The organism is Streptomyces sp. NPDC038707, assembly GCF_040636485.1.
Lineage (GTDB): Bacteria > Actinomycetota > Actinomycetes > Streptomycetales > Streptomycetaceae > Streptomyces.
The window spans coordinates 1-22,028 of the sequence record NZ_JBEZUP010000053.1; the positions used below are offsets into that span (position 1 = coordinate 1).

18 protein-coding genes and 1 pseudogene are annotated in these 22,028 nt (G+C 68.3%); 7 read left to right on the forward strand and 12 right to left on the reverse strand.

What is annotated here, in order from left to right:
* Window positions 1-647, forward strand: a pseudogene (locus AB0E62_RS37745) (hypothetical protein); the annotation flags it as partial.
* 160 nt (window positions 648-807) lie between these two features.
* Window positions 808-1,590 (forward strand): ATP-dependent DNA ligase, encoded by a 783-nt coding sequence (locus AB0E62_RS37750; protein ID WP_362204900.1) that lies wholly within the window; start codon window positions 808-810, stop codon window positions 1,588-1,590.
* A 3-nt stretch (window positions 1,591-1,593) separates the two neighbouring features.
* On the opposite strand, the gene AB0E62_RS37755 is transcribed toward AB0E62_RS37750, so the two are convergent.
* The 8 genes from AB0E62_RS37755 to AB0E62_RS37790 all read right to left on the reverse strand — a co-directional run bounded on the left by AB0E62_RS37755 (window position 1,594) and on the right by AB0E62_RS37790 (window position 12,433).
* Window positions 1,594-1,863 carry a DUF6207 family protein gene (locus AB0E62_RS37755; protein WP_362204967.1) on the reverse strand — a complete coding sequence of 90 codons (270 nt, stop codon included), beginning with the start codon at window positions 1,861-1,863 and terminating at the stop codon, window positions 1,594-1,596.
* A 90-nt stretch (window positions 1,864-1,953) separates the two neighbouring features.
* Window positions 1,954-2,238 (reverse strand): helix-turn-helix domain-containing protein, encoded by a 285-nt coding sequence (locus AB0E62_RS37760; RefSeq protein ID WP_362204970.1) that lies wholly within the window; start codon window positions 2,236-2,238, stop codon window positions 1,954-1,956.
* Window positions 2,239-2,281: 43 nt separating this feature from the next.
* Window positions 2,282-2,974, reverse strand: coding sequence for an HNH endonuclease family protein (locus tag AB0E62_RS37765; RefSeq protein ID WP_362204903.1), 693 nt, complete (start codon window positions 2,972-2,974; stop codon window positions 2,282-2,284).
* Between the two features lie 328 nt (window positions 2,975-3,302).
* Window positions 3,303-3,923 (reverse strand): histone-like nucleoid-structuring protein Lsr2, encoded by a 621-nt coding sequence (locus AB0E62_RS37770; protein WP_362204906.1) that lies wholly within the window; start codon window positions 3,921-3,923, stop codon window positions 3,303-3,305.
* A gap of 56 nt (window positions 3,924-3,979) precedes the next feature.
* Window positions 3,980-8,707, reverse strand: coding sequence for an RHS repeat-associated core domain-containing protein (locus tag AB0E62_RS37775; protein ID WP_362204909.1), 4,728 nt, complete (start codon window positions 8,705-8,707; stop codon window positions 3,980-3,982).
* A gap of 543 nt (window positions 8,708-9,250) precedes the next feature.
* Window positions 9,251-10,702, reverse strand: a complete 1,452-nt coding sequence (locus tag AB0E62_RS37780) for a UvrD-helicase domain-containing protein (RefSeq protein WP_362204912.1) — start codon at window positions 10,700-10,702, stop codon at window positions 9,251-9,253.
* A 432-nt stretch (window positions 10,703-11,134) separates the two neighbouring features.
* Window positions 11,135-11,995, reverse strand: coding sequence for a DUF6083 domain-containing protein (locus tag AB0E62_RS37785; RefSeq protein WP_362204915.1), 861 nt, complete (start codon window positions 11,993-11,995; stop codon window positions 11,135-11,137).
* 174 nt (window positions 11,996-12,169) lie between these two features.
* Window positions 12,170-12,433 (reverse strand): helix-turn-helix transcriptional regulator, encoded by a 264-nt coding sequence (locus tag AB0E62_RS37790; protein WP_362204918.1) that lies wholly within the window; start codon window positions 12,431-12,433, stop codon window positions 12,170-12,172.
* Between the two features lie 631 nt (window positions 12,434-13,064).
* Between AB0E62_RS37790 and AB0E62_RS37795 the strand changes: the two genes are divergently transcribed.
* From AB0E62_RS37795 to AB0E62_RS37815, 5 genes are all read left to right on the forward strand, one after another.
* Complete coding sequence (locus AB0E62_RS37795; protein WP_362204921.1) at window positions 13,065-13,652, forward strand: hypothetical protein; 588 nt, start codon at window positions 13,065-13,067, stop codon at window positions 13,650-13,652.
* 722 nt (window positions 13,653-14,374) lie between these two features.
* Window positions 14,375-14,614: a hypothetical protein gene (locus AB0E62_RS37800; RefSeq protein ID WP_362204924.1), complete on the forward strand. Its 240-nt coding sequence runs from the start codon at window positions 14,375-14,377 to the stop codon at window positions 14,612-14,614.
* Between the two features lie 604 nt (window positions 14,615-15,218).
* Window positions 15,219-15,734, forward strand: coding sequence for a helix-turn-helix transcriptional regulator (locus AB0E62_RS37805; protein ID WP_362204926.1), 516 nt, complete (start codon window positions 15,219-15,221; stop codon window positions 15,732-15,734).
* Window positions 15,735-15,843: 109 nt separating this feature from the next.
* Window positions 15,844-16,302, forward strand: coding sequence for a hypothetical protein (locus AB0E62_RS37810; RefSeq protein WP_362204928.1), 459 nt, complete (start codon window positions 15,844-15,846; stop codon window positions 16,300-16,302).
* 381 nt (window positions 16,303-16,683) lie between these two features.
* Window positions 16,684-17,508: an SAM-dependent methyltransferase gene (locus AB0E62_RS37815; protein WP_362204931.1), complete on the forward strand. Its 825-nt coding sequence runs from the start codon at window positions 16,684-16,686 to the stop codon at window positions 17,506-17,508.
* A 57-nt stretch (window positions 17,509-17,565) separates the two neighbouring features.
* Here AB0E62_RS37815 and AB0E62_RS37820 read toward each other — a convergent pair whose 3' ends face one another.
* From AB0E62_RS37820 to AB0E62_RS37835, 4 genes are all read right to left on the reverse strand, one after another.
* On the reverse strand, window positions 17,566-18,495 hold the full coding sequence (locus AB0E62_RS37820; RefSeq protein ID WP_362204934.1) for a helix-turn-helix transcriptional regulator: 930 nt from the start codon (window positions 18,493-18,495) through the stop codon (window positions 17,566-17,568).
* Between the two features lie 94 nt (window positions 18,496-18,589).
* Complete coding sequence (locus AB0E62_RS37825; protein WP_359415561.1) at window positions 18,590-18,823, reverse strand: DUF397 domain-containing protein; 234 nt, start codon at window positions 18,821-18,823, stop codon at window positions 18,590-18,592.
* 391 nt (window positions 18,824-19,214) lie between these two features.
* Window positions 19,215-19,937, reverse strand: a complete 723-nt coding sequence (locus tag AB0E62_RS37830; protein WP_362204937.1) for a helix-turn-helix domain containing protein — start codon at window positions 19,935-19,937, stop codon at window positions 19,215-19,217.
* Window positions 19,937-22,024 (reverse strand): hypothetical protein, encoded by a 2,088-nt coding sequence (locus tag AB0E62_RS37835; RefSeq protein ID WP_362204940.1) that lies wholly within the window; start codon window positions 22,022-22,024, stop codon window positions 19,937-19,939. The genes AB0E62_RS37830 and AB0E62_RS37835 overlap by 1 nt, the downstream gene beginning before the upstream one ends.
* Window positions 22,025-22,028: the final 4 nt, after the last annotated feature.

The following is a 22,028-nucleotide window of genomic DNA, read 5'->3' on the forward strand; positions in this document are numbered from 1 at the left end:
GGGACGAGGTCGAAGAGATCACCCTGATCTCCACGACCGGCTTCCTCGCCCTGTGCGACAGCGGATACGAGCCTGTCCGCAAAGAGAATCTGGCCACCGAAGGGGCCGGCCCCTACCTGATCCGCGTCCACGCCAAAGACCGCTCCTCGGACGACAGGAAGCCCCGCTTCCTCATCCAGGTCATCCCCGGCGAACGTACGGGTGCCGAGCCGGAACCGGCCTCCTTCACCATCGAGGACGCCGCCGGGCCGCTCCTGGTACGGACGTCCTTCGACCAGCCAGACGCCTGGGCCGGCCTGCTCCAGGCCCTGGAGAAAAAACCAGAGCGGTACGGCTCCCTCACGGTCATCGACAACGGTGACTACGTGGGCTTCACCGCAGAGCAGATCAAGGCGCGGATCGGCCGCGATGACGAAGACCGGCCCCACAGCACCCTTATCTTCATCGCCGACCAGCGCGCCCTGACCTCCGCAGAGCTCCCGTTGCTCGCCGTGAACAACGACCCCGACGATGACGGCGAGCCGTTCAGGATCACACTCGCCGCAGCCGGATCCTTCCTGATCAACATGGAGCTGGCGAATACGGACTTCAGCGGCTGGAGCCACGGAACCGACACCGACGGCATCTACCGGGAAGAACACTACTGACTGCGCTGACCGTGGCCCCGCTTCAGCACCGGGCCAACACGGTCTGCTGCTCCTGGCGGCGGGCGCCCAGCTCGCCGTGCACACGGGCGGGCGAGTGCTGAGGCAGGGCACGGACATGACCCGCTCATTCCCTGAGTTCTGCGCGGCCGCCCTCGCATAGTTGCCAGCGGGCACCGGCCTGGACGGTGGTGAGCTCGTGGTGCGGGAGTCCGGCTTGCGTTCGAGCGGCTCCAGCAGCGCCTTACCCGGCGCGGGACCGGAGCCGCCGAAGGCGGCACGCCAATGGCCGGCGCACTACGTCATCTTCGACCTTCTCCACGCCGGGACGAGCCTGACCGACTGGCCGTACACGCGGCGGCGCGCGGGGCTGGAGGCGCTCTTCGCGGACCACGGTCTTCAGGCGCCGCTGACGCTGTACCCGTCGACGACCGATCCGGCGACGGCACGCGGATGGCTGGAGTGGAAGGCGGCCGGGCTGGAGGGGCTGTGCTTCAAGCGGCTGGACGAGCCCTACGTCCGGGGCGCTCGATCGTGGCGGAAGTACAAGGTGCGGGCCACCACCGAAGCGGTGGTCGGTGCCGTCACCGGTTCCCTCGCGGCGCCCCGGACGGTGCTGTTTGGACGCTACGACGCAGCGGGCCGCCTGCAGTACACCGGGCGCAGCACCACACTGTCCCAGGCCGCCGGCCGCGCCCTGGCCGATCTGCTGGTCTCGCCGACGGGTGCGCATCCGTGGCAGGGGTTGACGTTCTCGGCGGGCTGGGGAACACAGCGCGCTCTCGATGTCCTCCTGGTGGAGCCCGACGTGGTGATGGAGGTGGCCGTCGGCGTCGCCCGGGACAGCGCCGGGCGGTGGAGGCACCCCGTCCGGCCGCACCGCATCCGCACGGATATCGACGTGACGCAGGTACCGCTGTTCGGCAAGGACGACGCCTCGCCGTGAGCCCTACGCCACGGTCGGACCCGTCGACGGGGCGGCCGCGGCGGGAAGCTCCTGGCGCAGGTCGAGGAAGCAGCGCAGTCGTACGCCCGGCTCGCCAGGTGTCCTGGTCGTCCGGTCGTCTGTCGCCGTCGCCCAGCGTTCGGCGAGCGCCTCTTGGAGAGCGAAAGCGGTGGCGTCGTCCGCGGCCGCGACGTCTACGACGACGAGCCCTGGTTCCGCAACGTGTTCATCCCTGATCGGCTTCATGCCCTGGTCGACGTCCACGGGCGACACACGGTTCAACCAGGCCGGGATGTTCACCCAGCCGAGGACATGGTGCGCTCGGCCGGGCTCCGGGCGCGAGAAAAAATGATCACTCGGGTGTCAGGGCCGCTCCATGGTTTCAGCGCTATCGGGAACCTCTTCAACCCCGACGGTCTCGACCGCGCTGTCCCGCAGGTACGCATGGACAGCTTGCTCGGGGACCCTGAAAGATCGCCCGACTCGGATGGCCGGCAGATGCCCCGAGTTGACCAGGCGATAGACCGTCATCTTCGAGACGCGCATAACGGACGCCACTTCAGCAACGGTCAGGAAGACCACCTCGTTGAGCGGACGCTCGCTGCGCCTGTGCGGCCCCTGCCATTCCCGACCGGTCCTTGGCGGCATACGCGCTGTAGTGCGCACTACCGGGTCTTCTTCGGGGCTGACCTCAGTCTGCTCTGCCATCCACGACATCAGTTCCTGCTTGCGCTGGTCCAGGCGGGACTCGTCGACCGGCGGCTTCCTCTCCGAGGTCGATGCTGAGGTTCCAGCGGGTCTTGTCGGCGACCCAGTCGGTGGCGTACTGGCAGCGGTAGCCGGTGGCCGGCGGCAGCCACGTGGCCGGGTCCTGGTCTGCCTTCGAACGGTTCGATGCGGCCGACACCGCGATCAGCGCCCGCTCGTCGCCGAGGTCGTTGGCGTAGGACTGCCGCTCCGCCGGCGACCAGGTAGAGGCGCCGGAGTCCCAGGCCTCGGCGAGCGGGACCAGGTGGTCGATGTCCAGGCCACTGGGTCCGGCGATGTAGCGGTCGTCGTACGGGCTGTACCACTCTCCCCCGGTCAGCGCGCAGCGCGTGCCCTGCTCGGGCGCGATCACGGCCTCGGCCTTCAGCACCTCGGCCCGGGTGGTGCAGCCGTCCTTGTCGGCGTCGACCCAGTGCTTGAACTTGGTGCGCTCATACCCGGTGCGGTCCTCATCGCGGACGGGCAGGGCGGCCAGGGCATCACGCACCGGCAGCGTGACGGTCCGGCCGGGGACACGCCCGGCGGTACCGGTGGTCGGGGCGGCATGGGCGGTGGCGGGGACGAGCAGGGTCGCGAGGGCGGCGGTCCGGACGAAGCGCACGACGGAGGAGATCACTGGTCGTGCTCTTCGTAGCGAGGGCTCCGTACGACACGCCCGGAAAACCGTGACGTCTACCCGGTCAGGGGATACGAGCGATGGCCTGCAGGTGCATCGGTCGGGCTTGGTCGGCGTTGTCGACGTCCACGGCCGGCCGGCGGCCGGGCGCGATGTCGGCCCTGCGACCGGCACCGCGTGGCTCAGTCGCGGCGGTATACAGGACCGAGGCATAGGTTTTCGCTGTGGCTTGCCGGACGCGGCCCTGTTGGCCCCTGGCGTCTTGGTCCACTGCCTGGTCGTCGTGTTTTGGTGCGACCGTTGCTCGATGACCGACGGTTTGCTGTGGTTAGTTGTTTCTGTGCGCTTGTTCCCATGCTTGTCGGACTCGTGCGGGAATGCGTCCGCGCATCGGGACGTCGTGTCCGTTCGCGCGCGCCCATGCTCGGATGGCCTCGGGGTCGGTGGGGGGACGAACTGGTGGCAGGGGCGGGGACCACTCGTTCAGGCGCGAGGGCTCGAAGCTGGTACCGCTTTGGAGGAGGTCCTTGGGGAACTGTGGGACGGTGGTGTCGCCGCCGAGGACGGAGGCCAGGAACTGGGTCAGGTTGCCGTCGTAGGTGAACCAGCGTGGTCCGCGTGCCTCGTTGACGGCGATCGTCCAGGCATCCGGGTCGTCCCGGGGGGTGGTGACCCAGAAGAGATATTCGCCGTTGTCTGTTGCACCGCAGGGCAGGAGCAGCTCTGGGCTAACAGGTGATGGGTAGATTCCCTGTGCGTGGTCTGAATGCATTTGTTCCCGAATGTGTTCGGTCGCGGGGCCGACGAGGTTGACGTGGACCGAGGTGTGCCGGGGGTCGTAGATCCAGAGGTAGTTCGCGAAGCGTCCCGGGTCGTAGGTCGCGGTGAGCCTCTTGTAGTCCTCGGGAAGGCGCAGGCCGAGTCTGGATTCGACGCTCGGCCAGTCCACCGGTGGCTGCTCGGTGGGGGGTGGGGGGCAGAGTTCTGTGAGGCGCTCAAGAGGGCTCATTCGATTCCGTCCCTGCGTCGGATCTGCTGTGCGGCGTGGTCTGGGTTCTCGAGGTCTGCTGCGAGGTGGAAGCCGCGGTTGCCGTCGGCTTCCATGGTGATCCACTTCGGTACAGAGGTCTTCTCGTCGTCCGTGTACTCAAGATAGACGCTGTACTGAACGATCTCTCCGGGTCGGTCGTCCGAGCCCAGGACGGCGTCCCGGATCTGCAGTTCCAGATCTCTCATGTGCGGGGAGTTCGTGGGGTTCTGGGTGATGGTGAAGAGGTTGTCCAGGGTGTCTCCGGAGCCGCCGAGTACCTGTGCCAGCATGTGTCCGCGTGCCTGGTTGTGCCTGGTGCCATGGACGAAGCCGGGCGGACGCAGGGCGGCGTTGGCGTCGGTTCCCTGGCCGATCATGTCGCGGGTGATGGTGGCGTGCATTTCGTAGGGCCGTCCGTGTTCGTCCCGTATCCACACGACCTTGCCGCCCCAGGTGGGGTCGGCGGTGCACCCGGCGAGTCCGAGCGGGTCGGTGAGGGTGAAGGGGTTGGGGACGTACGCGTAGTGGTTGGCGGAGGGAGCCAGTCCGAGCGGGTCGGGGGTGAGGTAGCGGCCCAGGCAGGGGTCGTAGTAGCGGTTGACGTTGTAGTGCAGGCCGGTTTCCGGATCGAAGTGCTGGCCCGGGTAGCGCAGGGGGGTGTAGGCGGTGCAGTCGCGGTTCCACTGGGTAGCTCCCCAGGCGGTGCTGCGGGCGCGCCAGGCGATGGTTCCGTCGGGGGCGATGAGTTCGCTGGGGGCGCCGGAGAGGTCGGCGACGATGGCGAAGAAGCGCCGGTCGATGGCCTCCTGCTGGCCAGCGGTTTTGGTTTCGCGTTGGGCCAGGGGGTGCTGCCCCAGGTAGTCCCACGTCAGGGCTATGCCGTCGGTGTGCTGTTCGGCGAGCTGGGCGCCGTCCCAGGTGTAGGTGATGCGTTCGAGGACGCGGTCGTTGTCGTCCAGGCGGCATTTGGCGATGCGGCGGCCCAGGGCGTCGTAGAGGTAGTGCCAGCGCCCGTGGTGGGGTGTGGTGACGTGGGTGAGGCGGTCTTCGGCGTTCCAGGTGAAGTGCCAGGTGAGGGTCTTGCCGCTGAGGGTGGTGGTCTGGCGGCGGATGACGCGGCCCTGGGCGTCGTAGTGGTCGTGGGTGCGTCCGGCCGTTGTCAGGCGGCTGCCGGTGTAGTGGACGGGGCCGGTGTGGTGCTGGCCGGGGGCGGGTTCGGGCAGGGAGCTGTGGGTGAGGTCGCCTGCGGCGTTGTAGGCGTAGGTTTCGCTCCAGCCGCGGGCGTGGACGGCGGTGATTCGGCTGGCGGCGTCGAGTGTGTAGGTGCGTTCTCCGGTGAGGCTGTCCTCTACGCGGGTGAGGGTGCCGTCGGGCTGGTAGGTGAAGGACCGCTCGATCGGGCCGTCCTGGGGGGTAGGCAGGGTTTGGGTGAGGATGCGGCCCACGCTGTCCCAGGTGTGGTGCAGGGTGGGTGTTCCGTCCAGGGTGCGGGTGGTCTCGCGGCCGAGGGCGTCGCGTTCGAAGGCGAAGGTGTGCTCGCCGCTGGTGTAGGAGGCCAGGCCGTTGGTGTCGTAGGTGAGGGTGCTGGTGGCGCCTGTGGGGGTCTGGCGGTGTGTGCGGCGGCCGAGTGGGTCGTAGGCGTAGCGGGTGGTGGCGCCGTTGACGGTCTCGGAGATGATGCGGCCGGCGGTGTCCCGGGTCAGGTCGATGGTGGCGTGGGGGTTGGTGATGCGGGTGACATGGCCGCTGTCGTCGCGGGTGAAGGTGGAGGTCGAGCCGTCGTCATGGCGCAGGTGCGTGACCCGGCCCAGGATGTCACGTTCGAAGGTGAGGGTTTGCCCAGCGGCGTTGGTGCGGCGGGTCAGGCGTCCGAGCGCGTCGTGCTCGTAGGTGATGGTGCGGCCGTCGAAGTCGGTCTCGGAGGTGAGGCGGCCGGCAGCGTCGTAGGTGTAGGTCCACTGCAGCCCGGCGGCGTTGGTCACCGCGGTGAGGCGTAGTTCGGTGTCGTGGGTGAAGCGGTAGTCGGCTCCGTTGGTTGTGGTGGTGGCGGAGGGTTTGTCGAAGTGGGTGACAGTGTGGTGGGTGGTGCGGCCCATGCGGTCGGTGTGGCTGGTCAGATTGCCTTCGCCGTCCCACGTCCATTCCTCCCGGCTGCCGTCGGGCAGTTCCCGCCACGCGAGGCGTCCTTCGGTGGTCCATCCCTGGTTCAGGGTGTTGCCCAGGGGGTCGGTGGCCTCGGTGACGCGGCCGAAAGGGTCGCGGACCAGGGTGGTGGTGGCGCCGTTGGGGGCGGTGATGCCGATCGGGAGGCCGGCCGCGTTGGTGGTGATCCGGGTGACGTCACCGAGCGCATTGCGGATCGCGATGACGTGTCCCAGGTCGTTGTAGGTGTACTCGGTGCGGGCACCGTCGGGAGTGACGGCGGCCGTGCGGTTGCCTCGGGTGTCGTATTCGAAGTGGCTGGTGGCACCGCCGCGTTCGGTGACGGTGACGGGCAGGTCCCGCTCGTTGTAGACGGCGTGTGTGAAGGCCCCGTCAGCGGTCCGCAGGCCGGTCAGGTTGCCGCGTGCGTCGCGCTCGTAGTACGTCGTGGCACCCAGGGGGTCGGTATGGGCCTGTATCCGGTCGTGGTCGTCGTAGCGGATGTGGGTGGTGTGTCCCAGCGGGTCGGTCTTGGCGACGACCTGCAGCGCGCTGTTGAGGTAGTAGGTGCTGGTGGCACCGGTGGAATCCGTGTAGCGGGTGATCTTGTCGCCGGTGTCGGGGTGCCGGGTGTAGGCGAAGGTGGAGGACAAGATGCCGTCCGGGCCGACCGTGCGCACGACGCGTCCCTCGTCGTCGTAGACGTAGCGGAAGGTGGAGTCGTTGCGGTCGGTCCAGGCCGTGATGCGAGTGCCGTCGTAGGTGTAGCGCAGCGGCAGTCCGCTGGAGTTGATGACGGTCTCCAGGTTGCCCTGTGGGGCGTATCCGTAGCGCAGCACCGAGTGCGGCCCCTCGGGAGTGCGCAGGGCCAGTTTCTGGATCCGGTCGTCGGAGACCGAGAAAGTCACCTGGTAGCCGCCGCTGTGCGAGGCGGCAGCCGGGGCGCCGTTGCCGTCGCGGTGGAAGGCGATCCGGTTGCCGTTGCGGTCCTCGATCGCGGTGAGCCAGTAGGCGGGCGAGGCGAAGTAGGGGCTCCCGGTGAACGAACGTGTCCATCCGCCGGCCGGGTCGGATATGCAGTACGTGATCGTGCCGTTGTCGTCACCGTCATGCCGCAACGCCAGGCGCGGGCCCTCGAGCGGCATCACTCCCGCTGCGTCGTCCGCCGCGGGCAGACGGGGGTAGACGAGCAGCGAGCCGTCCTCGCGGGCCCAGACCGCGCCCTGCCCCAGTGGGTCGAGTTCGAGGCGCTCGTCCAGGGTGGAGGCCCAGCTGCGGCCGTACCACTGCCCGTACCGGTAGTCCGACAGGTGCGTACGGCGCAGAACGAGCGGCAGGACACCGGGCAGCGAAAGATCGGTGCACGGCAGCGTCATTTCTCCGGTCGCGACATCGACCGGGTCGTTCTCACAGGTCTTGTTCGTCAACGGGATCGCATGGCGCCGCGGGTCGTCCTTCGCGCCGGTGAGCGGGGAGGGCTTGCCGTAGGCGTCACCGGACTTCCTGTGCTGCCCGGGGACACCCGGCAGCCCGTCTCGGCCGGTGCCGCCGCTCTTGTCGCCCAGGCGGATGGCATCGAGCTTGCTCCGGACGTCCTGGTCGATGCCCTTGTGCAGGCGGGAGGTTGCCTTCACCCGCTCGGGGACGGTGTTGGTGATGTGTGTGGCTATCCTCTTCAGCGCCTTCTCGGAGCCCTTGAGCGCGCCGTGCAGCACCGTGTCGAAGATCTGAGTGAACGGATCGCGGCCCTTACTCTTCCCGAACGCGCCCCGCGCCCGGCGCAGTGGCGCACTCGCGGCCAGGTGCAGCTCGTCACCGTGTCGGGAGACCTTTCCCGCACCGTTTTCGAACTCGACATGGTCGATCTTGGTGGTCTTCCCCGCGTCACCGCTCTGGCCACCCGCACCGCCGGCTGAGGCGAGCTGCATTCCACCGTGCCCGCCCTTGGCATCGTGTCCGGCGCCGCTGCCGGCCGTCGGCGGCATGGAGAAAGCGTCATCCGCCAGGTCGAGAACCATGTCCTCGACCATCGCCTCCAGCTTGGCGTTGACCGGCTCGGTGAGCTGGGCGATCACCTCGTCGACGATCCGGTCCGCAGCCTCATCGATGATCCGCTTGACCGCCTGCCGCATGGCCGTGATCTCAGCCGCACCGAGAACCGCTGACAGACCGCCGGTCACCCAGGCAAGCCCGATCGACAGACCCACTGAGCCGGCCATGACCGCCAGCTCGGTCTCGGCCTTCCTCTTCATCCAGAAGATGATGTCGGCAAGGGCGTCGCACGCGTTGGCGAACAGGCGAGCCAGCTCGGGAAGCTTCTCCAGGTGACCGGCCTTCACCTGATTCCAGTGCTTGTCCATCGCGTCGACGGCCCAGCCCTGGGAGGAGGACAGGATCCGGGACACGGCCTTGTGCGCGTCGGCGCCATGCCCCTCGAACTTGTCCGCGAAATCGCGCATGGCATCAGCCATTTCGCGATAGTCGTCCTCGTCCACGTTCGGGAAGTTGATACCGATGAAGTCCAAGACCTCGTCCAGCCAGCCCGGAATCGTGTAGCCCATCCCCGTTGCCTCTCCCCCGCGCTCCCTCTCAGACCACGGGAATACAACCACCGCGTTCGCGATCATGAACCCTAGTGGACGACACGGACAACAGGACACCGGGAAGCAAGCCACCCTCGGCGGCCGCCCATCGGCAGAGCAACCTGTGCAGGCAACCAGGCAGAGGGCGGACCAGCGCTGGTGCAACTCCTGGTGAGCGTCCGAAGCAGGGCGGGACAGAGAGGACCGCCGATTTCCCCGGGAGCAGCGCGGCTATTGGCGGCGCGGTCAGTACAGCGGGGGTTCTGGCTGATTCTATGGGTGGAGTGGCCGATGACGGACGGCAAACAGCAGCCCGGGCGGCGAAAGGTGCCTTCAGCACGGACGAGCCATACAGGAGATCTCAGACCGAGATCGCACGCGGATGATACGGCTGGTCGTCCGATGGGAGGCTGGCAGGCGGGTGGCCAGGTTTAGGAACTGCACCAGTCGGTCGGTACTGCGGGTGGCCGGCATGCTGGGGCTGGTCTGGTCGAAGTGGCTTGAGCAGGCTGCTGGTCTGCGTCAACGGGTTTCATGGATCCAGGCCAGGCCGCCGAGGTCCAGGCGTTGGTGGGCTCTGGTGACGGCTACGTAAGCCAGGCGGGCTTCGGCGTCGTCGATCGGGTCGGGTGGCGCTGCGGGGCTGTTGGGGTCTTCTGGTTGGTGTTCTTTGGGGCGGGGGAAGTCGTCCGCGATGAGTACGCAGGGCCATTCTCTTCCTTTGGCTTTGTGGGCGGTGGAGATGGTGACCTGAGCTTGCGGTTCGGGCACGAGTCGGGTGACGGCGGCAAGGATGGCGTCGGTGCCGTGGGTGTCGACGAGGTTCACCAGTGGTTGCAGGTCTCGTCCTGCGGGGTCGTGGGCGGCGTAGTCCTGCAGGTCGCCCCAGGAGGGGAAGAGGATCAGTTCGGGGTGGTGGGTGCGGTGGCCTTCTTTCAGGTCGCGTGCTGCCTGGGCGAGGGCGTAGAGGGCGTCTCCTCCCCCGGTCAGGGCGACCTGGTGTCCGGTGTTCATGAGGTTCATGACGTGGGCCATGGCGCCGACGTTGGTGCGGCACAGTACGGCGTCGGGGCTGGTGACGAGGCCGATTTCAGTAGGCACAGTGGGGGTGCCGGTGAGCCGGATGGGGGCGTCGGCCAGATGGAGCCAGCGGTTGGCTTCCTCGGCGAGGCGGGGTCCGAAGCGGAAGGACTGTGACAAGGTCAGTCCGGTGCCGTTGAAGGCTGTCATGACGTCTTTGGCGCCGCGCCATTGGTAGATGGCCTGGGCTGAGTCACCGACCATGACGAGCTGGGCGTGGTCGCGCTGGGCAAGGAAGACTTTCTCCACGACGGGGTTGGTGTCCTGGGCTTCGTCCAGGAGCAGGTACTCGGCTTCGATGCGCGGTTGGCCGAGGGCCCAGATCTTGAGGTAGTGGTCGTGTTCGAAGCGGACCTGGCCGTCGTCGGGGTTCTGCAGGTCGGTCCAGGCTTTCCGCGCGGCGGGCAGGATGTGGGTGGCGAGTTCGCGGTGCATGCCTGCGTCTTCCAGGCCGCGTAGTTTCGGCACGTGGTGGTGGGTGATCGTCTCGTCGGCGGTATGGCAGAAGCGGGTGATGGTACACAGAAGGGCGTTGGACAGGGCGCGTTGGGAGATGTCGCGTTCGCCGATACGGATGGCTTTGGTGAGGCCGAGGGCTTGTCCGGCTTGCCAGGCGGGGCGGCGGGGGGCGTTCAGGCGGCTGGTGTAGCGGTGTCCGACGGCGGCGTAGGCGAGCGCGTGGGCGGTCTTGCACTGGACTGTGCGCGGGAAGCGTGCGGTGGCCTCTTGGGCGATGGCCCGGTTGAAGGCGAGGTACTTGCCGCAGCGCGAAGTTGTGCGGGCGAGCATGGCCAGCAGGGTGGTCTTGCCGGTGCCGGCTCCGGCTTGCAGGGTGAGGTGTTCACCGGCGCGGAAGGCGTCCAGGGCGGCTGTTTGCTCGTCGGTGGGCTTCATTTCAGAGTTCCTTGCAGGGAGGGGTGGGGCTTGTCCGACGGGTGTGAGGGTGTACGGGGCTCGCGTGCGCGAACAACTGGTGGACGGAGTACGAGTGCGCTGCTCGGCGTGGTTCGGCCATGCTCCTACGCATCGTCGGTCGGCCGGAGCTCTCTTGAAGTGGTGCCTTCGGACCGTGCGTAGGCCGTAAGGCCGGCCGGGACGGCAGGCGGGGAGGGGCCCGGGAGTTGCCTTGTCGCGTGCGGCTTTCGGTGTGGTGATCGTGTCGGTGGGCGGCCGGGGCACCGAGTCGGCGGCCTAGCCGGCGAGCAGACCGGCGGGGAGCCCGGCTTTGGCGATGCCCTCAGCGAGGTGGCGCGCCGGGGTGGGTGGCCGGAGATCCGTCGCCGCGCGACGTTGTGAGTGCTGGCGGGGGTCGATACGGCGGGACGGTCACCGTGCGCGGGGATGGTGCCGGGCGGGCGTGGGCAGCGTTGTGCGGATGTAATCGGCGTGCAGGAGGGGGTCGAAGGGCTCCCAGCCGGCCAGGGCCAAGTCGGCGGCTGCGGTAGTGGCGTGGATGGTGCAGCGTTGGGCGCGCCAGCGTAGTTGGTCTGCGTAGGGCAGGTGGCTGAGGTCGTAGACCGCCATGCTGGTATCGGGCAGGGTGAGTTGACCGCTGGCTGGCTGGGTGGGCAGCAGGACCCAGCGTCCTGGGGTCTGGTCGGGCAGGGAGTGTGTGCAGCGGTCTCGGTGGATGGTCTGGGCGACGCAGCGGAGGGTGTCGATGGGGCTTTCGGCGAGGTAGTTGATGAGAAGGATCCGGACGACGGGGCGGGTGGGCCGCTCGTTGTGTCCGGCCGGCCCTGCGGTGGCGGGCGGGTGGGTTTCCGGGGTGAAGGCGCCCGTGTCGATCAGGCGTCTGGTGCGCAGGCTGAGTTCGCGGCGCAGTGTTGCAAGCGGGGTGCTTGCGGTGTGCGGGTCCGGGGGCTGGTGGGGGCAGAGGGCGGCGTGCGGGATGCGGCACCACCGGCTGCCGTCATCGTGGGGGTAGGCGACGCCGCTGCTGAGGTGCCAGCGGCCGGCGGCGGAGACGCTGGTGGTGGGCACTTCCGCGGGGTGCAGGGCGATGGGCCGGCCGTCGGATCGCGGGTACCAGTCGATGCGGTTGCCGCAGTGGCGGCAGCGGCCGGTCTGGCCCGCGCGCAGGAGTCGGCTCGGGCTGTGTGTGGCGATCTGCAGGGAGCGGCGGGAAGGGAGATGGCGGGGGCTGCCGTCCCAGTGACGGCCGGCGGGCGGGTTGTGTGGGCGCATGGCGGCGACCGTGCCAGGTGGCGCGCCGGTCGGTGGTGGCGGCTTTCGTGGATGTCACGCGATCGGCGCAGTGGGTGGGAACGTGTGGCCGGGATGGGGTTCTGTCGTTCGAGGGCGTCTCGCCTGTGCGAGTGATTCTCGTCGGCGCCGGGAGGGGCTTGCGGTGGTTGGGGGTCAAGGCTGTGGGGCGCCGGGGGTCGGGTGGCCTTCGCACAGTGAGGTGAGGAAGCGTTCGATGGGGACGTCGAAGGCGTGGGCCAGGGCGTGCCAGGTGGTGATGCTGCCGGTGGTGCGGCCGTGTTCGAGGTCGATGAGGGTGCGCCTGGCCAGGCCGCTGCGTTCGGCGAGTTCGTCGAAGGTCCATCCGCGCTGACCCCGTAGCCGTGCGAGTTCGACTCGCAGGGCGGTGAGGTTGGGGTCGGGCGGAATGATCGTCACTCCACCATCCGACGGTGCAGACCTCTGCCCTGTCAGTGCAGACTTCTGCACTATTTGCCTCGGAGGATCGCGGACAGTGACGGTGCACTGGTCTGCATGAACGCACGTCCGCTCCGGGTGCCCGCTGTGCGGCAGCCCGGTCCCAGGGACAAGACAGGAGGAGAGCCAGCCCATGAGGCTCGCCGGCGCCGCGGTACGGCGCGTCTGGACGGTGGAATTGCGCCCGCGGCCGGGTGGGCCTGCACTGGTCTGCGTCCGCTGCACCAATCACACGGTTTCCCCTGCGGCGGCGTCTGCAAGGTCCGCCGCCCTGGCTCATCTGGCCTGTCACGCCCGCGCCGAGGCGCTGCCCGCACATCTGCGGATCTGCCAGTGCCGGTCGCTTGGCTGCCTGTGGCATCGGCGTCACCGTGGGTGCGCCGGTCCTGTCCTGCTGGCCCTCACCCGCGACGATGGCGGCCGCGTCTGGCGGCTGGCCGACACCTGCGCGGCCTGCGCGGCCGCGACCGGCAACACCTCCGTCGTCCCCTGCACTGTGCTCGGCACTCCGCACTCCCCCGCTTCACCGCCTGCAGCTGCGGCCGCGGCTGCACACCGCGTGCACCGGCCCACCGCGGAGGAAGGAATGCGTGTGCGGGAGATGCTCACCTATCTGGCCACCGCGCTTCCGAGGTGCACCTCTCCCGCCGGCCGGCTGCTGGCTCTGCAGTGCGCACTGCGGGCCGACACCCGCGGTCTTGTCCGGCTGCCCGCAGGCTTGCTGCGCGGCATGCGGCTGCACGGACGCACCGAGGCCTGGGAGGAGTTGGCTCACGGCCGCTGGTTGCTTCCACCGGACCTCAGGGCCGCACCGGTGACGGTGCAGTTGCTCGATGCCGCGGTCCGGGACCAGGCGCCCGGCCGCACTGCTCGGCGCCGGGCCGCTCACTGGGCCCTGCGGCCCGGGCCGCCGGCCCTTCCAGGTGCCACGCCTCCCGCGGTACGGCTGGTTGCGCTCGTCCTGGCCGCGCACCTGTCGCCTCGCGCCGCGCACACCATCGAGATGGATGTGCTGGCCCGTCTTTGCGGCCACTCTCCGCATCAGACTGCCGAGCTTCTCGACCGGTTGGTCGCCAGCCACGTGCTGACCTCTTGGCAGCACCGCCTGGACACCGACGAGGTGACCTGGGTCCTGCCCCACGGGCACTCGGCAAGGTCTGCTTTCCCTAGGCTCAGTTGACGTGGCAACACAGCCCTGCCCGAGGAAGCTGGCCCGGAGCTGAGCCGGGGATGTGGGTCACCTGTTGCTGAAGCTTGGCTCTTTCCGGACTCAGGGACGAGATGCCCACTTTAGAGGTGGGCAACGAAGCACGTTGCCGTCTTTCGGTTGTTCGAGTCTTCGGCGGCCCTTGATGGGCAGACTGGCGGGGGACGGCGTGTCCTGGCAGGCGAGGGCAAACGCGGCGAGCACCTTCCGCTCCGCTCTTCCCACCTCCCACAGATGTCCCATTTACCCGTTTTGCCTGTTGCATTTGCAGGGTGACCAAGACGGTACTTCCCCGGGATGGGCCACCCGATCGAGTGACTCCGGTGAGTCATGAGCAGACACCCCAAAGCCAGCTCAATGGGTTACACCCTCAGCCATGAACGGCCCATGCCGCACATTCTCCTCCGGAAATGACAGGAGGCGATCGACGTGAGACCCGAAAGGGAAACGAAAAGTTCTCTGGCATATGCAGTCGGTCAACCGTGACGCTTGGATTCTTGTTCACTCTGCGTCATATCCATTCCCATCGCGTGTTGCATCAACGGAAACAGTGCAAGCGTGGACGGGATCGCTTCAAAGGGGCCTCCGGATTCGGCTACATTCTCATCATCCGTCGGTCACGACGGGCGCACAACGGCCCCGGCGCGGGCGCAATCCGCAGCCGGGGCCGCCAATAATCGAACAAGGAGCTACCCATGTTCAATCCGGTAGGCCGCGAATACGTGAATGGTCGCGCGGCTACCTGCATCAGTATCCCGCAGAGTGCCGCGCTGCAAACCGTGCCGCTGCGGCCAACTGTGGTCCTGATCGTGATTCTTCTGGCATTCCTGGCGGTCTGCGGCAGCACGGTGACGACACCCGGTCAAGTCACTGTGACGCCCGGCTTTCCCCTGGTGGAAGCCATCGTGCAGATCGGCCCGATCAGCCTCACCTGATCACCCGGCGGGGCCGAGGGCGCCGCAAGGCGCCTCGGCCCCGCCGGCCACTAGTGCAGTCCCAGGTCACGGCCGGCTCGGCTGCGGCCCGAGGGACGCGAAGTAGGAAGGGTGCGGCGTGGAAGCGCCACTGACTGCCCGGTGTGCAGGTTGCGGGCACGAATTTCTTCAGCGTACGGGGCCCGGCCGGCCTCGCCTGTACTGCGGCGAACGATGTCGTCGCCAGGCACAGCGCCGACGGGACCGAGCGAAGATCTCGACGGGTGACAAAGGGCAGATTGCTACTGCTGCGTTGATCGAAGAGATGTACCGGCTCACCAGCCGGCTCAGCACAGAACTGTCTGGCCCCTTAGGGGAGTTACTGGATACGGTCAGCCGCCTGGGGCGGTTGTCGGAATGCCTCGTCGGTAGCACAGTGCGGGAACGCCTGGAGCGTGGTCAGGGCTGGGCCGAGCTGGCGGCTGCAGCGGGGGTAAGCGAGAGGTCGGCCCGGGCCCGGTGGAATCCGCAGCGTGTGCGGCGTCTTGCGCAGGACGTTGCCCCCTCGGCGCTCAGCCAGACGACAGGCCTTCCTGCCGCAGCGCGGTTGGGCTCAGGAACCGACATGCTCGTCGGTGCCCTCAGGCAGTTGCCTGGGACCGCTTCGGCTGCGCAGGTCGCCACCGCTGCCGTGCGCGCCGGGCTTTCCTTCGACGAGGCGAACCGCGCGTTGGCGGGCAAGGACGTCCTGCCGTGGGACCGGATGCGGAGCCTGGTGGAACAACTGGGCGGCCATTCCGAGGATCTTCACTTTTTGTGGCAGGTGTCCCTGCAGGCCAGCAGCCCAGCGCCGGCGTCTGTCGAGGAGGCGGCGGGCCGCCTGGCGGCGGCACTGCGGGGGATGCTTCTGGCCGCGGGCCAGCCCCCGCTTGATGAGGTGGCCAGCCTTACAGGCGTGTCAGCGGACAGGCTCGAAGCCATCCTGCTCGGCCGGTGCGTGCCCGCTTGGAACACCGTCGCCGCCTTGGCGAGCGCACTGCGAACCGATCCGAGCCTTCTGAGGAATCTGTGGGATGGCGTTCGATGCACCTTTTCCACCGACCCTCACCACTTCCCCCGCGGCGGCTTCCTTCTCGGCTAGACCCGCGGGTCTCGTCGCGGAGGGGCGAGGCATCGAATGTCCCAGCGAGTGAAGGAAGCTGGACGTGATACCACCTTCCCGGGCATGTCGCACCGAGGTAGCGCGGCGTGTGGACTACCGGGCCTTCTATGAGAACTACCACGAGCTCTACCTGCTTTACGCGCAGGCTCGCATCCCCTGGTGCACCGCGGCAGCGGACGTCGTAAGTGCCGCCTTCGACGATATCGCGTTCGTGTGGACGACAGCTCTGAGCAGCCCGTCCGCTGCCGCTTTGGCATGGGGACTGCTCCGTCAGCGAGTTGCCGGCAGCGCACTGTGTCCTTCTTGCCGTCCTGCCTGCGCCCATTGCGTTCTACGCCCCGCGATGGCTGATGCCGTGGTGCTTCATACCTATATCGGTATCTCCCTGTCTGAGACCGCCACGGTGATGGGGCTGAACAGGGGGGACATCGGTGCTTTGCTCTGCGGCGCCCGTCGCAGGCTTGTCGACAGTCGTCGTCTGGTGCGGGCCATGTCTCACATGGGGCTTCAGGTAGAGGAAGGAGCAGACGGCCGAGGCAGTTGCTGACGCTGGGAGCGCAGGGGTAGGGACGGGCGGCTGCGGGGTGCGGTCTCATGGACGTGCCCGCCGCTGTGGGCGAGCCGATCATTGCCTACCGCGTAAGCCGATCCCGCCGTGCACCGCGTCCTCGCGGGGGACGCTTTCCTCACCAGTCCGCTCCAGTTCGCCGTAGGGTGCGCACGGGCAGCCGACCGGCGCGCCTCGCTGGCGTGGGCGCTGCGGCGCTCACGCCGGCGCATATTTTCGCTACCGGTTCATCGGTGATTCTCGCCCGCTGCTTCATTGGCCTGTATCAGGAGCGTGTGGGGCTGCACGTGTGCCAAGTAGCGCTCTAGCATGGGGGTTTCCAGCCCCTCAGATCTTCGCCGGATCTCGCGCCGGGGGCCGATGACCCGTGAGGAGAAACCCATTTCCGACGCCATCGACACCCGGACCCCCAGCGTGGCGCGCATGTACGACTGGCTGCTGGACGGGGTGGACAACTACGCGGCCGACCGAAAGGCGTGCGAGGATCTGCTGCGCATCGCCCCGAGCTCGAAAGTCCTCGCCCGCAACAACCGGGCGTTCCTCCGCAGAGTCGTCCGGGTCCTGGCCCAGGAGTACGGGATCCGTCAGTTCCTCGACCACGGCTCCGGCCTGCCCACGCAGGACAACGTCCACCAAGTGGCGCAAAGAGTGGACCGCTCCTGCCGGATCGTCTACCTGGACACCGACCCGATCGTGCTGGCCCATGGGCGTAGCCGCCTGGACCAGAATGATCGCGTCGCGGTGTTACGGGCAGACATGCGGGAGACGGAAGCGATTTTCGACACCCCGGAGGTCAGGCGGCTCATCCGTAAGGACGAGTGCACCGCCGCACTGTTCGTGTCCGTGGTTCACTGCCTCAAGGACGAGGACGTGCTGCCGATGCTTGCCGCCGTCAAGGCGCGGCTGAAGCCGGGCAGCTTCTTCGTCATCTGTCAACTCGTCAGCGACCGCGCTGATATCCGCAACCGGGTGACCGACTTGATGGACCGGGCCACGGGCGGCAAGTGGGGGCGCGTCCGGACAGCTGACGAGGTCCGCGCCTACTTCGACGCACTGGGCCTGGACATCATCGACCCCGGCTTGTGTGATGTCACGGACTGGCGGCCGGACAGTGAGCTCATGCCCCGCCCCAAGGCCGACGACTGGGTCGAGTGGGGCGGGGTCGGCCGCGTGCCCATCCGCTGATGCCGGCCAAGGACACCGCGTCGTAGGGGAGTTCCGGCTCTCACCAGTCCCAGCCTGTTAACGCGACGCCGGGAGGCGGGCCTCCACTTCCTTGATCATTTTTTCGAGGAAGGCAACGCTTTCCCTGCGCCCCAGCGCCGCGTCAAGTGTCCTGTCCAGGACCAGCCGGTACTGGGCGAGCTTGGCCGTCTCCGTGATGTAGTTCGCGGAATCCAGCAATTCCAGGTACACCATCTCCGGCGGGCCGCCGTTTTTGAAGGTCAGGTGAGTGATCGGGAAGCTAGGAGCCGTGCTGAGCCCCCGGTCGAACGGTATGACCCGGATGTTGACATTCGGCATGTCCTCGCCGGCAGCCACACTGAGGTGCCGGAGCTGGCCCAGCATGATCTCTGGGCCTCCGACCATCCTGCGCAGGACCCCTTCGTCGAGAACGGCGGTGATCTCGGTGTCCTGGGCGTTGCTGTACAGCTCCCATCGCTCTTTGCGGACCTGCAAGTGCCGGCTGACGGTGACCTCGTCGGCCTCCGGTATCGCGGCCTCGATCACAGCCTTGGCGTATTCCCGGGTCTGCAGCAGGCCAGGGACCACGCAGTTCTCGTACGCCCGGATGTGGACCGCGGATTTTTCCAGTTCGATCAGGCGCCGCAGGAAGTCCGGAGTGACGTCCGAGAACTGGCTGCCGCGTGTCTCCTGCCGTACCTGCCGCAGCAGGTCGTGGATGTCCTGCAGCTCGCCGCCGGATGCACCGTAGAGACGGGCGAGGTCCCACACGTCCTGTTCCTTGGGAGGACTCTCCCCTCGCTCCAGTCTGCTGATCTTGGAAACGGACCCGCGGATGGCGTGTTTGGCCTGCGCCATCGTCAGCCCCCTGCGGGTGCGCAGCTCTCTCAGGAAGTTGCCCAGGTTGCGCGACGCGGCACCACGGCACACGTCGGCCTCCTGCGCCGGAACGGACTGCGACGCCAGCCCATAACGATCGGCGGACATGCGGCACTCCTCGAGACTGGTCAACTGGCGCACCAGTATCCCAGCGTGGAGTCCGTACGTCCGCCGATTCGTCTTCAGCTCGAAGCCCTGGCCGTCAGCCGGCGAAGTGGTCGAACTCCCCCGACTTGGCTCCGGCCAGGAACGCCTTGATCTCTTCCGGAGTGAAGACCAGGGCGGGTCCGTGGGGGAAGCGGGAGTTGCGCACCGCTACACCGACGCCGGTCACGTCGGTTACCTCAACGCAGTTTCCCACGCCCTGACTTGCCGAGCTTTTGACCCACCTCGCTTCCTTGATCGCGCTCGCACGGATGCCATTGCGTACGTCCATGACAGAACCCACTTCCGTCAACGAGACCGGCCCGAACCTCACCTGTTCGAGCAGAGCAATTCCCGAGTCACCCCTGCCGCTTTTTGCATATGCAAGAGGGTGGGTGACTCACATGAGAACAGGCTAGAGGCGAGGCAGGGTTCTTGCAGTCCCTCGAAAGAGTGCCCGAACCGAACGATTGTCACTCCGCAGCGATCACAAGACAGGGTGGACACCGGCCCGGAGCAGCACAGCAGCGAAGAGGACCCCTGTCTGACCGCCGCCTTCCGCAGGGGTGGCATCTGCGGCTTGTGGTCTTGCCCCGGGGGGCGAGGGTGCTGCCGGTGAAGCTGAGGCGGTGGCAGTCGTCAGGTCCTCCGGACGACCTGTATCCGGCGCACTCTTCAGCGGGTCAACGGGGGCGCCAGGTGCGTACCTCGAGGTGGAGGATCTGAGCATCCGCTCTGATGCGGCCGGTTTCTACGAGCCACTGGTGGACGGCGGCGGTGACGTCTCCGCCGGCGGCATCGACCCGGCGGGCGAAGTCGGTGGCGGCGAAGCCGCCGGTCTGGGCGGAGCCGTAGGAGCGTTCTTCGGTGTGGTCGGCGCGCTGGATGACGCCTCGGCGGATGCCGGGCGAGTCGGTGCGGCTGCCGGAAGGGTGCAGGTAGGCGGTCTTGGCGAGGCGCACGGTGAATGCCAGGCGCAGGCCTTGGCGGGCGGCCTCGGCGATCAGGGGGCGCAGGCGGGCGGAGCCGGAGGCGATGGCCTGCGCGCCGGCGCGGCCGGTGCCGGTGCCGGTGGGAGTGATCAGGACGGCTTTGGTACGTACCCGGGCGCGGGTGCCGGAGGCTGTGGTGCGGCGGGTGATGTGACGGCCGGCGATGGCCGCCAGTTCGGGCAAGTCGGTGATGCCGCCGGTTTCGACCGCGGCGAGGACTTGACGCAGGGCCGGGACGAAGGCTGCGCCTTTGCCCTTGGTGTAGAACTGCGAGACCAGGGACGGGTCGCGGTCGATGATCCGTGCGATGTCCCTTTTGGTGAAGCCGGCCGTCCTCAGCCGGTCGGTGAGTTGTGCGGCCTCGTTCGGCTGCCACTGCTGTGGGCTACGGCCTCGGCGTGGGCGGGGTGGCATCAGGCCTCCTGGGCGGCGCTGTGGGCGAGTTCGGCGCGTCCGGCGTCCCGTAGGGAAAGGAGTTCTTCCTCGGTGGTGGGGGCCGGTACGGGGCCGGTGAGGTGGCCGCGCAGGAGGTAGTCGCCGGGCTGGTGGTGGTAGGGCCAGTTCTGGGGCTGGGTGAGGTAGAGGGCGTCGGTGCGGAAGGCGACGACGGTGCCGGGCGGGGTGTGCAGGGCGCCGGCGTAGGTGTTGTCGTCGCGGTGGCGTTGGGTGAGCAGGGCGGCGCGGGCTGCGGACCAGATGGCGGCGGCCCATTCGGGGTGGGCGTTGGGATCGCGGCTGAACCCCGTGGGTTTGTGCCAGGTGATCCACTCGTCGTCGAAGGAGATGATTTCGGCGTCCGGGGGGACGTCGCGTTCCATGCTGCGCGGGGTGGTGCCGGTGACCATGCGGGGGCGCTGGGCGAAGGCGCCGATGCCGTAGAGCAGGATGGAGCGTACGGCACGGGAGGCAAGGTGGGCGGCCCTTGCTTGCTGCGGGTCGCCGTGGAATTGAGCCTGGGCGGAGAGGTTGGTCCAGGTCTCTTTGAGTCTCCTGGCCCAGTCGTCCAGTGGTTTGCCGTCTTCCCAGAGGATGCCGTCGAGGATTTCGATCTTCCATGGCTGGATGGGGTTGGTCAGGGCGGTATGGATCTCGGGGCCGCCGGCCCAGGTGGTGAAGGTGGTGCCGGGGCTGGCCGGGTAGTGCCAGGCGCGGTCGCCGGGGGCGGGGGCGGGCAGCAGGCCGACGTGGTTCCAGGTGCCGGGGACGGTCACGCGGACCTGCCAGTGCCCGCACCCGTACAGAGCGCGGATCTGCTCCTTCTCCGGCCAGGAGGCGAATGTCGCGGCGGTGATGCGGCGGGGGGTGCCGACCGGGGACTTCCAGGTGTGCTTGGCGTAGGCGAAGGTCCGGTCGTACTCGACGAGCTGCGGCAGCTGCTCGGCGACGCGGGGCGGCGTGATGAGTTCGTTGCGGCCCTGGCCGGCGGTGGCGTGCAGCAGGCCGCGCAGTTCCTCGGACAGGACGGGGAAGCCGTCGGCGTACTGTCCGCGGGTAGGGATGGTGCGGGTCCACAGGTCGCGGCCGGTCTGCGAGGGCGAGCCCATGATCACGGCGTCGTTCCAGTGGCGGCGCAGGGCCTGCCACAGCAGGACGAAGGCGTCGCGGATGGTGGCGGGGTCATCGGCGTCGGTGTCGAACCACTCCCCTACCGAGCGGATCTCGACATGCTGGTCACTGTTGTCGCGCTGGTAGCGGCCGACGGGATTACGGGCGTGGACGAAGTGGCCGGCCATGCGGTCGCGGCCGCGGCCGGTATCGGTGCGCCAGCCCGGAATCGGTGCGTTGAGCCAGGCGGCGACCGCATCACGGAGGTAGGGGTAGCGGTCGGCGTCGCGGTGCCAGGGGTCGCCGGCGGTGATGTAGATCCGCTCCACGCCCTCGGGGACGGTGTGGAAGACCGCGGTGAGGATGTCGGCGGCCGTGGCGTTGCCAAGGTCGAGGTGGTGGGTCTGCTGGCGGTGGACCAGGATGCCGGTGGTGGCGTCGAGGAAGACGGTGGAGCGGGCCTGCTGGGTGAAGTTCGGGCGGGTGGAGGCCAGGCCAGCGGTGTGCGTGAACCAGGCGTCACCGGCTTCGCCCTCGGGGATGCCGGGCAGGGTGCGCGGCGCGGCAGGCGTCGCCGGGGCGGCGGCCGGAGGCGCGGAGGGCTCGGGGTGGGAGTGGGCGGGGCGGATGGCGGGCGCCGTCGCACCGGGCTGGCCGGCCGGTTGCGGTCCGGTGTCCACGGGGGCCGGGGCCTGGTCCTCGGGCTGGGCGGCAGGCTCGTCGTCTTGGGCGAGGTGGTCGGGGGCCAGCGTGGGCGCCACGGCGACGACGTCGGCCACGCTCAGCCCGGCGGCCGGGGCGATCCGTTCCGCCTTGGCCTTGGCATAGGTGGCCAGGTGGGCGATCCGCTTGTCCCGGTCGGCCTCCAGCCTCGCCAGTTCCGCCCGGACCTTCTTGACCTGGTCCCGCACGGTGCGCAGCTCGGTGAGGCCGGCGTTGTAGCTCTGGGCGTCCATCGGT